The following is a 14,233-nucleotide window of genomic DNA, read 5'->3' as shown; positions in this document are numbered from 1 at the left end:
CTGCCGGGGGTGATCCCCCGGCGGGAGGCTCCGGGCGCAACAGCCGCGGAGCTTCCTGGGGTCGTACTACTTAAGGGCTTAAGGGCCGCGCCCGGGTAGGGCGCTCAAGTCCGTTGCTTCAGATGGCGCTGTCGATGAAGGCCGTCAGTTGGGACTTGGACAGGGCGCCGACCTTGGTCGCGACGACCTGGCCGTCTTTGAACAGCATCAGCGTCGGGATGCCGCGGATGCCGTACTTGGCGGCCGTGGCGTTGTTGTCGTCGACGTTGAGCTTGGCAATGGTGATCTTGCCCTGATAGGTGCCCGCGGCTTCTTCAAGAATCGGGGCAATCATCTTGCAGGGACCACACCACTCGGCCCAGTAGTCTACAAGGACCGGACCCGATGCCTGGATTACGTCGGCATCGAAGCTGGAGTCGCTCACGTGCTTGATCGCGTCGCTCATGGTTTTCCTTCTGGGGGTATGCGTGGTGCGCCGGGGTCGTTGCTGTCACGCGGTAAGAATGGATGGAGAGGGTTTCTTGTGTCGTGAACTCAGGTTGCCGCGGCTTTGACTTCGGCTCTGGCTGCCTGAACTCGGGTTCCAGGTCATTGCGGGTGCGAACGAACGCGGGCCTGACGGGATAACCCCGGGAGCACGCGGTGACTGCAGGTGCAAGACTGGGGAAGGGGCAGGTGGGCGCCGGAATCGGTCGCGGCGAAGACCCCGAGATGCGTCAATGGTAACCGTAAAAAAGCGGATTTTCAAAGTGACTGCGGCAACGCCCGACAAATTGTCGCCTTTGGCAGGCAAGGGTGGGCAAAATGCGCGGGCCGGGCGTTGGGAATCCGCCACGGGGCGGGGCAAAATCGCGGGCCTGCCGACCTGCTACAATTCACCCCGGCGGGCCCCTTCGCATGGCGGAGCGGTGAACCTGGTCAGGTCGGGAACGAAGCAGCCACAGCTGTATCCCGTCAGTGCCGAAGTCAGGCTCGCCACCCCATTCCACGGATCGCTGCGTTGTCGCAGCGGTCCGTTTTCATTTCACACGTCGGAATCGGACCGGTATGCTCGGGCCTGGGTTCCGGGGCTCCCTTGCCAGGGCTCCCTTTCGAGCCTGGACGGCCCAGGCAGCGTGATCGGTGCTGCCTTGCCGGATCCGCATTGCAGGATTCGTCCCCCTCAAGACGGTTGCGTTCCGGCCCTTTGCCCTTATCTTCACGCAATACGCCGGTCTGGGCGATGCCCAGGGTTGCACCGGTCCGCCTGCTCCCCTCACTCCCTTCGCCGCGGCTACAATCCCTGCATGACTTATCTGGTGTTGGCTCGCAAATGGCGGCCGCGTTCGTTTGAAACGCTGGTCGGACAAGAACACGTAGTGCGTGCGCTTTCGCACGCGCTCACCACCCAGCGGCTGCATCATGCCTGGCTGTTCACGGGCACGCGGGGCGTGGGCAAGACGACGCTGTCGCGGATCCTGGCCAAGTCGCTCAATTGCGAAACGGGCATCACCCCGACGCCGTGCGGCGTGTGCCGGGCCTGCACCGAGATCGATGCCGGCCGCTTCGTCGACTATCTGGAGCTCGATGCGGCGTCCAACCGCGGCGTCGACGAGATGACCCAGCTGCTGGAACAGGCGGTGTATTCGCCGACCTCGGGCCGCTTCAAGGTCTACATGATCGACGAAGTCCACATGCTGACCGGGCATGCGTTCAACGCCATGCTCAAGACGCTGGAAGAGCCGCCGCCGCACGTCAAGTTCATTCTGGCGACGACCGATCCGCAAAAGATCCCCGTGACGGTGCTGAGCCGTTGCCTGCAGTTCAACCTGAAGCAGATGCCGCCGGAAGCCATCGTCGGCCATCTGGATCACGTGCTGCAGCAAGAACAGATGCCGTTTGAGACGGGCGCGTTGCGGCTGATCGGCCAGGCGGCGCGCGGGTCGATGCGCGACGCGCTGTCCCTGACGGACCAGGCCATTGCCTATAGCGCCGGCAACCTGTCGGAAGAGGCCGTGCGCGGCATGCTGGGCACGATCGATCAGCGGCACCTGGTGCGCCTGCTCGACGCCGTGGCGTCGGCCGATGGCCCGGGGGTGGTGGCGGTGGCGGACGAACTGTCGCTGCGCAGCCTGTCGTACGCAGGCGCGCTGGCCGATCTGGCCGTGCTGCTGTCCCGCGTGGCGCTGGCCCAGCGCGTGGCGGGCACGGTACCCGACGAGGATCCGCTGGCGGCGGACATCGGACGCCTGGCGACGACGCTGTCGCCGGATCACGTGCAGCTGTTCTATTCGGTGGCGGTGCACAGCCGGGCCGAGCTGCCCTTGGCCCCGGATGAATATGCGGGCTTCGTGATGGCGTGCCTGCGGATGCTGGCGTTTACCGCCGAGCCGGGAGACACGCCGCCGCCGATGGCAACGCCGTCCAAGCCGGCCGCGACCCGCGCAGCGCCGCTGCGCTCGCCGTCGCCGGTGGCGGCAACGAGCGCGCCGGTCACGCCGCGCAGCGGGGCGGCAGGCGCGCCGGCCGCGGGCACTGCCGCGGCGGCGCCAGCTACGGCGTCAGTTGCGGGCACGACGCCGGCGGCGTCAGTGGCGGGGGCCGCGTCCGCTCCGCTAGCTGCGGGGACGATGCCGGCCTCGCCTGCCGTCGCGGAATCGGCAGGCGATGCGTCTTCAGGCGCTGCGTCCGCCGCTGCGGCGCCCGTGCCTGAAACTGCCGCGCCTGCGCCTGCTGCCGCCCCAGCCAAGCTATCGCCCAGCGCGATGGCACTGCAGGCAGCCAACGCTGCGTTGCAGCGTTCAGCGGGTCCAGGCAGCGCGCGCGGCGCGTCGTCGCGCGCTGGCGCCGCGGCCGCCAAGCCAGCTGAACGGGGCGCTGCGCCGGTCGCTACGGCGACACAGGTGAATGCAACGGCCGCCGAGTCGGCTCCGGCTGAAACCGCGACGGCGGTCCGCTCTGCGCCCGCTGCCATGGCGACGGCCGTCGAGCCAGCGCCTGTGGCCAAGCCGCTGGACGTTGATGCTGTCTTAAAGGCACCCGCCGCGGCCGTTAGGCCGGTTCCTGCCGACGCGCCTGAAAGCGCAGCTGAGCCAGCCGTGTCAGCCGACTCCAGGCAAGCCGACTCCAGGCTAGCCGCACCCAGGCAAGCCGAACCTAGGCAAGCCGAACCCAGGCAAGCCCACCCCAAGCAAGCCGACCCGAGGCAAGCCGACCCCAAGCCCGCCCAGCCCACGTTCGCCGACCCCACGCTCCCGCCGGCTCGCCAGATTTCGGACATGGACGCTTTCGAGGCCTATGCCTCGCAAGGTCCCGACGACGATTTCGACGGCTATACGGGCGCGCCGCCGGATGACGGCTACGACGATTACCCGACAACGGGCAACACCGCGGGCAAGACCGCGGGCAAAACCTCGGGCAAAACCTCGGGCAAGACCACGGCAACGCGTCCGGCTGGCGCGCGCGGAACCCCCGCGCGTGGCGCGGCCCCCGCAGCCCCTGCGGCGGCTCCAGCCGTGGACCGCAGTGCTGTCTTCGACTCCCCGCAAGCCACTGGCGATGACGCCGACGCGCCGGCCGGCACGATCACCCTGACCGAGTCGTGGGCCACGCTCGCCGCTCGCCTGCCGCTGCGCGGCCTGGCCGCGCAACTGGCGCAGCAGAGCGAATGGGTGGGCGTGGACGGCGCGACGATCGTGCTGCGCGTCGCCACGCGCACGCTGTCGGAAGGGGCGGGCGTGGAACGCCTGCGGGTCGTGCTCGAGGCGCATTTCGGCACGACCGTCAGGTTGCGGTTCGAGATCGGCAAAACCGGCGACAATACGGCCTATGCCGCCGCGGTGTCCGAGCGACAGGCACGGCAGGAAGCGGCGGAACAGACCATTATGGCGGACCCCTTCGTACGGGATCTGCTCGACCAATTCGGTGGAAAAATCGTCCCGGACTCGATTCGTCCGGTGACCCCCGACACTCAACAAGGAACTCCATCATGATGAAAGGACAACTCGCCGGCCTGATGCGTCAAGCGCAGCAGATGCAGGAGAACATGAAGAAGGCCCAGGAAGCACTGGCCGACATCCAGGTCGAAGGCGCCGCGGGCGGTGGCCTGGTCAAGGTCGTCGTGACCTGCCGCAACGACGTCAAGCGCGTCAACATTGACCCCAGCCTGCTGTCCGAAGACAAGGAAATGCTGGAAGACCTGATCGCCGCCGCGTTCAACGATGCGCTGCGCAAGGCCGAGGCCACCAGCCAGGAAAAGATGGCGTCGGTCACGCAGGGCATGCCGCTGCCGCCGGGCATGAAGCTGCCCTTCTGATTGCCGGACGCCATTGATGGCTACTGACAGAACTTCGGGCCCGGCCCCGCTGGCCATGCTGGTGGACGCACTCAAGCGCCTGCCGGGGGTGGGCGTGAAGTCGGCCCAGCGCATGGCCTACCACCTGCTGCAGCACGACCCGCACGGCGCGCGTCAACTGGGCCAGGCGTTGACCGACGCGGTGCAGCGCCTGCGCCATTGCGCGCGCTGCAATACGTTTACCGAGTCGGAAATCTGCGAGACCTGTCAGAGCCCCCGGCGCGACCCGACGCTACTCTGCATCGTCGAGACACCGGCCGACCAGAACATGATCGAAGCCAGCCACAGTTACCAGGGGCTGTACTTCGTGTTGATGGGCCGCCTGTCGCCGCTGGAAGGCGTTGGACCGAAGGAAATCAGCTTCGACCGGCTGCTGGAACGCGCCGCCGATGGCGTCGTGAAAGAGGTCATCCTGGCGACCAATTTCACGACCGAAGGCGAGACCACGGCGCATTACCTGGCCGAACTGCTGCGGGCGCGGGGCGTGAACGTGACGCGCCTGGCGCGGGGCGTGCCGGCTGGCAGCGAACTGGAATACGTGGACGCCGGCACGATCGCGTGGGCCCTGATGGACCGGCGCGCGTCCTGATCGCGGGCGCCCACCGACGCGCGTGACAGGGTTGCCGTGACCGTCCCGATGCCTGCATGGATCAAGGCGCCTGCGGGGTCGCCCGATGGTGTTACTTACCCGGCCACTGGCCAAGGATGACTTCGATGACGATGGTGCTCTGGCTTGTGTTGATCGCAGCGATGCTGCCCGTGATGTGCGCGGGGCTGGCCAAGTACGGCAGCAAGGAATTCGACAACCACAATCCACGTGAGTGGATGACGCGGCTGGAAGGCTGGCGCGCTCGCGCCAACGCCGCGCAGTCCAATACCTTTGAAGCGCTGCCGTTCTTTTTCATCGCGGTGGCGTTGGCCGTGTACACCAACGCCCCGCTGGAAAAGCTGCACATGCTGATGATCGCCTGGCTGCTGGCGCGGCTGGCGTATGTGTGGTTCTACATCCGCGACAAGTCGACGTTGCGTTCGATCGTGTGGGCGCTGGGCGTCGGGCTGAGCATTGCCATTCTGTTTGCCGGCCGGACCTGACTGGACGCGGGTACGGAACGTCCGGCTGTCGCAAAACAAAAGCGGGATGACGTGTCCAACGTCATCCCGCTTTTTTGGCAGGCAGCGGGCGCACCGCGCTGACACTTCAGGCGCGCCGCCCCTGGCACCTCGGGCGGCAGCCGCCGCCCTAACAACTCAGGCGGTCGCCGCCGCCCCCAGCAACACATCCAGCTTCCGAGCATCGGCCGCGAATGCGCGTATGCCTTCCGACAGCTTTTCGGTCGCCATGGCATCTTCGTTCAACAGCGTGTGGAAAGTGATCTCGTCCGCGGTGATGCGTTCCGGCTTGGCCTGGGCGGCGCGTTCCGGGCTCAGGCGCAGGGGCACGTCGCCCTCGGCCTGTTCCAGCTCGGCCAGCAGTTCGGGGCTGATGGTCAGCAGGTCGGACCCGGCCAGCGCCGTGATCTGCCCCACGTTGCGGAAACTTGCGCCCATGATTTCGGTCGAAATGCCGTGGGTCTTGTAGTACTCGTAGATCCGGCTGACGGACTTGACGCCGGGATCGTCGATGCCCGCATTGGCGGCTTCATCCCAATCCTTGCCGGCGCTTTTCTTGTACCAGTCGTAGATCCGGCCCACGAAGGGCGAGATCAGTTGCGCGCCGGCATCGGCGCATGCCACGGCCTGCACCAGCGAAAACAGCAGCGTCATGTTGCAGCGGATGCCTTCGGCCTGCAGCACGCGCGCGGCCTGGATGCCTTCCCAGGTGGACGCGATCTTGATCAGGACGCGATCGCGCGGGATGCCGGCGGCTTCGTACCAGGAAATGATGGTGCGGCCGCGTTCGACGGTGCCACGGGTATCGAACGACAGGCGCGCGTCCACTTCGGTCGACACGCGGCCCGGGACGATCTTCAGGATCTCGGTGCCGAACGAAACAAGCAGGCGATCCATGACGTGCGTCAGCGATTCATTGCGATAGTCGCGCACGGCGCGGTCGAGCAGGGGGCGATAGGCCTCTTTCTGCACGGCCTTCAGGATCAGCGACGGATTGGTCGTGGCGTCGGTCGGGCGAAAGGCGCGCATGGCTTCGAAGTCGCCGGTGTCGGCCACGACGACGGTGTGTTGACGTAAAGATTCGAGCTGATTCACCGCAGTTACTCCGTTTTAGTGCTTTCTGATGGCCCGTATTTCAAGGATAGGGGCCCGATGGGGTATACTTGTAAGGTTTAACGTTTTTATTTCACGCCTCCCCCTTAGCGCGCACCGATACGCTGCAGATCAACTTGGCCCCTCCTGGTGGAGGACCCCATGGGGGAGGATTCGACTCGGAGATCTTCTCTTGTTGCCGTCTCTCTTTCCCGAGACTACCCCTGCAATTCTGGCGCTTGCCGATGGCACGATCTTTCGTGGCATCTCCATTGGCGCGCCTGGACATACCGTGGGCGAAGTCGTCTTCAATACTGCGATTACCGGCTACCAGGAGATTGTGACCGATCCAAGCTACAGCCGGCAGATCGTGACGCTCACCTATCCCCACATCGGCAATACCGGCGTGACGTCGGAAGACGATGAAGCCAGCAGAATACATGCGGCTGGACTGGTGGTGCGCGACTATTCATTGATGGTTTCGAATTTCCGTTCGGAACGTTCGCTGGGCGAATACCTGAAGGACCAGAACGTGGTCGGCATCGCCGGGATCGACACCCGCAAGCTGACCCGTATCCTGCGCGAGAAGGGCGCCCAGTCAGGCTGCATTCTGGTCGGCGACGACGCCGATGAAGCGCTGCGGCTGGCCCGCGAATTTCCCGGCATGGCGGGCATGGACCTCGCCAAGGTCGTCACGGTCAAGGACAGCTATACCTGGTCGGACAGCGTCTGGAAGCTGGGCGAAGGCCACGGCACGCCCGAACCAGGCAAGTTCCACGTGGTGGCCATGGACTTTGGCGTGAAGCGCAATATCTTGCGCCTGCTGGTGGAAAACGGCTGCCGCGTGACGGTGGTGCCGGCCCAGACGCCGGCCGAAGACGTGCTGGCGCTGAACCCCGATGGCCTGTTCCTGGCGAACGGCCCGGGCGATCCGGAACCCTGCGACTACGCCGTGGCGGTCACCAAGGAATTCCTTGAACGCCAGAAGCCGGTTTTCGGCATCTGCCTGGGCCACCAGATCCTGGGCCTGGCCGTGGGCGCGAACACGCTCAAGATGAAGTTCGGTCATCACGGGGCGAACCATCCGGTGCACGACGTCATTTCGGGCCGCGTGTTCATCACCAGCCAGAACCACGGTTTCGCGGTCGATCCGGACACTCTGCCTGCCAACGTGCGCGTCACGCACAAGTCGCTGTTCGACGGATCGCTGCAGGGCTTCGAGCTGACCGACCGGCCAGCGTTCTGCTTCCAGGGCCATCCGGAAGCCAGCCCCGGGCCGCATGACATCGTCATGCTGTTCGAGCGCTTTGCCCAAATGATGCAACACAGCAAGCAACAAGGTTAAGGCGAGTTATGCCCAAGCGGACAGACATAAAAAGTATTCTCATCATCGGCGCCGGCCCGATCGTCATCGGTCAGGCCTGCGAGTTCGACTACTCCGGGGCCCAGGCCTGCAAGGCACTGAAGGCCGAGGGCTACAAGGTCATCCTGGTCAACAGCAACCCGGCCACGATCATGACGGACCCGGAAACGGCCGACGTCACCTACATCGAGCCGATCACGTGGCAAGTCGTCGAAAAGATCATCGAGAAGGAACGTCCCGACGCGGTGCTGCCCACGATGGGCGGCCAGACCGCGCTCAACTGCGCGCTGGACCTCGACAAGCATGGCGTGCTGGCCAAATACAAGGTTGAACTGATCGGCGCCAATGCGCACGCGATCGAAAAGGCCGAAGACCGCCAGAAGTTCAAGGAAGCGATGACCAGCATCGGCCTGGAATCGGCACGCTCGGGCGTGGCGCATTCCATGGAAGAAGCCTGGGCCATGCAGCGCAAGATCGCGGAAGAGGGCAAGACGCTCGGCTTCCCGGTCGTGATCCGCCCCAGCTTCACGCTGGGCGGCACCGGCGGCGGCATCGCCTACAACGCCGAAGAGTTCGAGCGCATCTGCCGTGGCGGCCTGGAAGCGTCGCCAACCAGCGAACTGCTGATCGAAGAGTCGCTGGTGGGCTGGAAGGAATTCGAGATGGAAGTCGTGCGCGACAGCGCCGACAACTGCATCATCGTCTGCTCGATCGAAAACCTGGATCCCATGGGCATCCACACGGGTGACTCGATCACGGTGGCGCCAGCGCAGACCCTGACCGACAAAGAATACCAACTGATGCGCAACGCCTCGATCGCGGTGCTGCGCGAGATCGGCGTCGATACCGGCGGGTCCAACGTGCAGTTCGCGGTCAACCCGGCCAATGGCCGCATGATCGTGATCGAAATGAACCCGCGTGTGTCGCGGTCGTCGGCACTGGCGTCCAAGGCCACCGGCTTCCCGATCGCCAAGATCGCCGCCAAGCTGGCCGTGGGCTACACGCTGGACGAACTGCGCAACGAGATCACCGGCGGCGCGACCCCGGCCTCGTTCGAACCGACCATCGACTACGTCGTCACCAAGGTGCCGCGTTTTGCGTTCGAAAAATTCCCGCAAAGCGATTCGCACCTGACCACGCAGATGAAGTCGGTGGGCGAAGTGATGGCCATCGGCCGGACCTTCCAGGAATCGTTCCAGAAAGCCATGCGCGGGCTGGAAGTGGGCGTGGACGGCCTGAACCAGAAAACGACCGACCGCGAGCGCATCGAAGTCGAACTGGGCGAGCCCGGTCCGGAACGCATCTGGTTCGTGGGCGACGCCTTTGCCCAGGGTTTCTCGTTGGAAGAAGTGCAGACGCTGACGCACATCGACAACTGGTTCCTGTCGCAGATCAAGGAAATCGTCGACATCGAACTGGCGCTTGAAAAGAAGACGCTGGCCGACCTTGACCGCAACACCATCTGGCAACTGAAGCGCAAGGGTTTTTCGGACCGCCGCCTGGCCTATCTGCTGGACACGACCGAAACCGAGGTCCGCAAGCTGCGTCACCAGTACGATGTCCGCCCGGTGTACAAGCGCGTGGACACCTGCGCCGCTGAATTCGCGACCAACACGGCCTATATGTACTCGACCTATGAGGAAGAGTGCGAAGCCGACCCGACCGACAAGAAGAAGATCGTCGTGCTGGGCGGCGGTCCGAACCGGATCGGCCAGGGTATCGAATTCGACTATTGCTGCGTCCATGCGGCCATGGCCCTGCGCGATGCGGGCTATGAAACCATCATGGTCAACTGCAATCCCGAAACCGTGTCGACCGACTACGACACGTCCGACCGTCTGTATTTCGAGCCGCTTACGCTGGAAGACGTGCTGGAAATCGTCGACAAGGAAAAGCCGGTCGGCATGATCGTCCAGTATGGCGGCCAGACCCCGCTCAAGCTGGCCAAGGCGCTCGAAGCCAATGGCGTGCCCATCATTGGCACCAGCCCGGAATCGATCGACATCGCCGAAGACCGCGAGCGCTTCCAGAAGCTGTTGAACAAGCTGGCGCTGCTGCAGCCGCCGAACCGTACCGCCCGCACCGAATCCGAAGCCCTGGCGCATGCCCAGGACATCGGCTATCCGCTGGTGGTGCGCCCAAGCTACGTGCTGGGCGGCCGCGCCATGGAAATCGTGCACGAACAGAAGGACCTGGAGCGCTACATGCGCGAAGCGGTCAAGGTCAGCAACGATTCGCCGGTGCTGCTCGACCGCTTCCTGAACGACGCCATCGAAGTGGACGTGGACTGCCTGTCGGACGGCAAGCGCGTCTTTATTGGCGGCGTGATGCAGCACATCGAACAGGCGGGTGTCCATTCGGGTGACTCGGCCTGCTCCCTGCCGCCGTATTCGCTGTCCAACGACCTGATCGAAGAGATCAAGCGCCAGACCGCCGTGATGGCCCGCGCGCTGAACGTGGTCGGCCTGATGAACGTGCAGTTTGCGGTCCAGGGCGGCACCGTCTATGTGCTGGAAGTGAACCCGCGGGCGTCGCGTACGGTGCCGTTCGTCTCGAAGGCAACGTCCCTGCAGCTGGCAAAGATCGGCGCGCTGACCATGGCCGGCCAGAGCCTGGACGAGCAGGGCATCGGCGCCGAAGTGGTGCCGCCGTATTTCTCGGTCAAGGAAGCGGTGTTCCCGTTCGTGAAATTCCCGGGCGTCGACACCATTCTCGGCCCCGAAATGAAGTCCACCGGCGAAGTCATGGGCGTGGGCACGACGTTCGGCGAAGCCTTCGTCAAGTCTCAATTGGCGGCCAGCGTCCGCCTGCCTGAAAGCGGCACGGCGTTCATCAGCGTCAAGAATGAAGACAAGGTCAAGGCCGTGCACGTGGCGCAGGGTCTCCACAAGCTGGGGTTCTCCTTGGTGGCGACGCGCGGCACGGCGGCGGCGATCGAGGCGGCCGGTGTGCCCGTGCGCATCGTCAACAAAGTGACCGAAGGCCGTCCCAACATCGTCGACATGGTCAAGAACGGCGACATCTCGCTGGTGATCAACACCGTTGAAGAACGCCGCAACGCGATTGCCGACTCGCGGGCCATCCGCGTGGCTGCGCTGGCGTCGCGCGTGACGTACTACACCACTATTGCGGGGGCTTGGGCCGCCGTGGAAGGGATGCAGTACATGCGCGAAGGCGGCGGCCTGCAGGTGTATTCACTACAGGAACTGCACGTCGGACTGGATATCCAGTAAGTCTCACGCTTCCGTCGCGACAAAGGCCCCGCAAGGGGCCTTTGTCATTGTTGGCGTCCAGACCTCCGCAATACAAAGCCAAGCACCTTCGGGTGCTTTTTTCTTTTTCCGCGTCCTGCTTACATTTCTGGCTTTAATACATATTTGGTTACATAAGTGACAAATGGGACTGCTGAATCACGAATACGTAAGGGGACGCTACCCAGGAAATCTAAGGAAGAATGGCTACCGGATTAATCCCAGCAAGTTCAATAAATATTTTAAGCAATTGATTTAATTGGGAAAAGCGCCGATTTAACGATGCGTTGCATCTACTTGCCATCCGTCATCCACTGGCTGGGACGGGTCTAAAAGACTCCAACGACTTCCGATATAAATGTTAGTTCGCTTCAAAACGTGGAAGCGGCATGTAGTCACATTTCGAAAGCAACCTAATCAAAAGGTTGAGTCTTGATTATTGAGCAACATCCCGCAAAAACCGCGCTGCGAAAAGCGTTGCTCGACAGGGGCGCACCCAGTCAGAATGGCTCCGCTCATAAGTACTACATCCAAGTATCTAGATATAAAGAAGTAGTGCTTCGATGCAGTCCGCACCTTCTTCGTCATATCTGTTACGCAACGTATCGATGGTTCGCAAGATGCGGACGACTGCAACCGCAATACCGAATGAGCTTCCTGGATCACGCCGATGCGCGATCCCCAAGATGACCTTGGCCGGTGTGGCGCGGGTCATTTCTTACCCTGGAGATTTACGTGTTCGAAAAAGTCGTACCCGTCAATAAAGAGCGTCATGCCACCAAGCGGATCAAAGAGATCACGGGCTTTTCGTTCGCCTCGAGCTTCCACATCGCCTACGTGACGATGCACGAGTTCGCCCGCGCCGCGGCGATCTACCCGATCGTTTTCCTCGAAGACAAAGAGAAGGACGAATTCCGCCCGGTCGCTCTGCTGGGTCTCGACGCCGGCAGCAACCTGTTCGTCGGTGAAGACGGCAAGTGGGATGCGTCCTACGTGCCCGCGATCATCCGCCGCTACCCGTTCGCCCTGGCCGGTACCTCGACCGAAGGCCAGTTCACGATCTGCATCGACGAAGCCAGCGAACTCGTGAGCGAAACCGAAGGCAGCCCGCTGTTCGAAAACGGCGAGCCGACCCAGGTCATCGAAAACGTCAAGCGCTACCTGTCCGAACTGCAGCAAATGGACGTGCTGACGCGCGACTTCGCCAAGTTCCTGGCCGAGAACAACATGTTGACCCCGCTCAACATGCGTGTGCGTGAAAGCGACCGTGTCAAGAACATCGCCGGCTGCTACGTGATCAACGAAGAACGCCTGAACAACCTGTCGGACGAACGCTTCCTGGACATCCGCGCCAAGCGTTTCCTGCCCGCCATCTATGCCCAGCTGATCTCGCTGGCGCAAATCGAGCGCCTGGTTGCGCTCAACGACAAGCGCGCCGCCAAGTAATTCCGGGGCGTTTCGTCAAAAGCATGTGACTGGGTGGGTCGAGGAGTTTGGCGCGTGGCAGTTTTGTGGAGGAACGGGGTGATGCTGATGGCAGCACTCGGAGTCATGGCACTGCCAGCCGCGTCGCGGGCCGCGCCCACCCAGGCGAACGACATGTTCGCCACCGCGCCGATGCCCGGCGCGGTACGTCCCATGCAGGCGGGGGAGAGCGTGCTCGACCCCCGCCGTTTTCTGCAGCTGGTCGTCGCTCGCAACGCCGAGATCGCCTACGCCCAGTTGCAGGCCGACATCGCAGCTCGCGGGCTCGATGCCGAATCGACTGTCTACCAGATCACCTCTTACGGAGGCATCCGCCACGAGCAACGTGAGCGGCAGCGTACCGTCGAGGAACAATTGTCAACGCTGCTCGCCCGGGTCAATGTCCTGGACGAGAACGTCAATACGCTGGAAAGCGGCGTCAAGTGGCGCACGCCCAGCGGCGCGGACATGAGCCTGTCCGTGCGGCACGTGGATCGCCGGAACAACCTGATCGCCACCACCAATGGCCGCACGCTGGAAAGCAACGCGTCCATGGTGCTGACCCTGCGCCAGCCCCTGCTCAAGGGCGCCGGCCGCGATGCGGTGGAAACCGATCTGCGCATTGCCGAACTGGAATTCGATATCGGGCGCTGGCAGTACCGGCAGCAGCTCATGAAGATGGGCGGCGATGCGCTGGGCGCTTACTGGCAGCTGCAGCGGGCCTATCTGGCGCACCCCATCCGCCTCAAGCTGCTCGACAACGCGCGCGATGCGCTGCGTGACGTGCGCGAGCGCGAAGCGTCGGGCCGGGTGCCGCCCACCGCGGAATCCGAGACGATGGTCGTCGTGTCGGCTCGCGAAAGCGACGTGTTCAAAAGCCTGCAGACCATAGCCGAAGCCGAAGCGCGCGTTCGCGTGCTGCTCGATCTGCCGCCGACCGATGGCAAATGGGCGCTCTTCGATGACTGGTCGGTCGTGCGCGGGATCGACACCCGGACATCGCCCGATGCGCGGCTGGCGAGCGCACTGGATGCCTGGCCCGCCTACCGCGTGGCCCGCCTGCGCGTGGAACAGGGCGAATACCGCATGCGCTTCGCCAAGAATCAGACCCTTCCACAGCTCGATGTGCAGGCCAGCTACGGCACCAACGGCCTGGCCTACGGGCAGCGTGATGCCATCAGCATCGCTTCCCGCGACCGGTATCCGGATTGGTATGTGGGCATCGGTTTCGAAGTGCCGATCGGTTCGGTCACGCGCGCCAGCGCGCAGTACGAAGGCCAGGCGCTCAAGCTGCGGCAGGCCGAACTGGAATCGCAGAACGTCCGCAACTCGCTTATGAACGATCTGTTCAGCCGCGCCGAAGCCTACCGCCTCACGCTGCAGGACGTGGATCAATTGAATGCCGACCTGGGCTCGCGCACTGAACTGCTGACCGCCGACCGCAACGCCTTCCGCGACAACCTGGCGCCCCGCGCGCGCCTCTTGCGCCGCGAAGCGGATGTGCTGGAAAGCCGGCTGCGCCTGCTGGAGGGCGAGGCGCGCCTGCATACCGCGCGCACGCTGCTGTCGATCTCGGAGGGCTCCCTGCTCACCGACTATGGAATCGAGGTTTTCCCCTGA

11 protein-coding genes and 1 other RNA gene are annotated in these 14,233 nt (G+C 63.8%); 9 read left to right on the top strand and 3 right to left on the bottom strand.

Features of this window, described 5'->3' with window-relative positions; genetic code table 11:
- Positions 1 to 118: 118 nt before the first annotated feature.
- Entirely contained in the window at positions 119 to 445 is a 327-nt protein-coding gene (gene trxA, locus ACNANG_RS04815) for a thioredoxin TrxA (RefSeq protein WP_179590468.1), read from the bottom strand.
- Positions 446 to 882: 437 nt separating this feature from the next.
- Here trxA and ffs point away from each other — a divergent pair.
- From ffs to ACNANG_RS04790, 5 genes are all read left to right on the top strand, one after another.
- Positions 883 to 980: signal recognition particle sRNA small type (gene ffs, locus ACNANG_RS04810), an RNA gene on the top strand.
- Between the two features lie 306 nt (positions 981 to 1,286).
- On the top strand, positions 1,287 to 3,971 hold the full coding sequence (gene dnaX, locus ACNANG_RS04805) for a DNA polymerase III subunit gamma/tau (protein ID WP_420226219.1): 2,685 nt from the start codon (positions 1,287 to 1,289) through the stop codon (positions 3,969 to 3,971).
- Positions 3,968 to 4,294 (top strand): YbaB/EbfC family nucleoid-associated protein, encoded by a 327-nt coding sequence (locus tag ACNANG_RS04800; RefSeq protein WP_420226218.1) that lies wholly within the window; start codon positions 3,968 to 3,970, stop codon positions 4,292 to 4,294. Before dnaX ends, ACNANG_RS04800 begins: the two co-directional genes overlap by 4 nt.
- Positions 4,295 to 4,310: 16 nt before the next feature.
- Positions 4,311 to 4,922, top strand: coding sequence for a recombination mediator RecR (gene recR, locus ACNANG_RS04795; RefSeq protein ID WP_420226217.1), 612 nt, complete (start codon positions 4,311 to 4,313; stop codon positions 4,920 to 4,922).
- A gap of 125 nt (positions 4,923 to 5,047) precedes the next feature.
- The gene (locus tag ACNANG_RS04790; protein ID WP_420226216.1) at positions 5,048 to 5,425 is read left to right on the top strand and encodes an MAPEG family protein; all 378 of its coding nucleotides are present in this window, start codon (positions 5,048 to 5,050) and stop codon (positions 5,423 to 5,425) included.
- A gap of 156 nt (positions 5,426 to 5,581) precedes the next feature.
- On the opposite strand, the gene tal is transcribed toward ACNANG_RS04790, so the two are convergent.
- Complete coding sequence (gene tal / locus ACNANG_RS04785) at positions 5,582 to 6,538, bottom strand: transaldolase (protein ID WP_420226215.1); 957 nt, start codon at positions 6,536 to 6,538, stop codon at positions 5,582 to 5,584.
- 190 nt (positions 6,539 to 6,728) lie between these two features.
- Here tal and carA point away from each other — a divergent pair, with 190 nt between their 5' ends.
- A complete protein-coding gene (gene carA / locus ACNANG_RS04780; protein ID WP_420226214.1) occupies positions 6,729 to 7,880 on the top strand; it encodes a glutamine-hydrolyzing carbamoyl-phosphate synthase small subunit in 1,152 nt (383 codons plus the stop codon).
- An 8-nt stretch (positions 7,881 to 7,888) separates the two neighbouring features.
- Entirely contained in the window at positions 7,889 to 11,131 is a 3,243-nt protein-coding gene (gene carB / locus ACNANG_RS04775) for a carbamoyl-phosphate synthase large subunit (protein WP_420226213.1), read from the top strand.
- A 556-nt stretch (positions 11,132 to 11,687) separates the two neighbouring features.
- Here the strand turns inward: carB and ACNANG_RS04770 are convergent.
- Positions 11,688 to 11,864 carry a hypothetical protein gene (locus ACNANG_RS04770; RefSeq protein ID WP_420226212.1) on the bottom strand — a complete coding sequence of 59 codons (177 nt, stop codon included), beginning with the start codon at positions 11,862 to 11,864 and terminating at the stop codon, positions 11,688 to 11,690.
- Between the two features lie 20 nt (positions 11,865 to 11,884).
- Between ACNANG_RS04770 and ACNANG_RS04765 the strand changes: the two genes are divergently transcribed.
- Together ACNANG_RS04765 and ACNANG_RS04760 are read left to right on the top strand one after the other, a co-directional pair.
- Positions 11,885 to 12,595 (top strand): SapC family protein, encoded by a 711-nt coding sequence (locus tag ACNANG_RS04765; protein ID WP_420226211.1) that lies wholly within the window; start codon positions 11,885 to 11,887, stop codon positions 12,593 to 12,595.
- Between the two features lie 105 nt (positions 12,596 to 12,700).
- Entirely contained in the window at positions 12,701 to 14,233 is a 1,533-nt protein-coding gene (locus ACNANG_RS04760; protein WP_420226210.1) for a TolC family protein, read from the top strand.

Origin of the sequence: Pigmentiphaga litoralis, from assembly GCF_048632615.1 — a bacterium.
Classification (GTDB): Bacteria; Pseudomonadota; Gammaproteobacteria; order Burkholderiales; family Burkholderiaceae_B; genus Pigmentiphaga; species Pigmentiphaga litoralis_B.
This window is presented reverse-complemented; position numbering and strand designations above follow the sequence as displayed.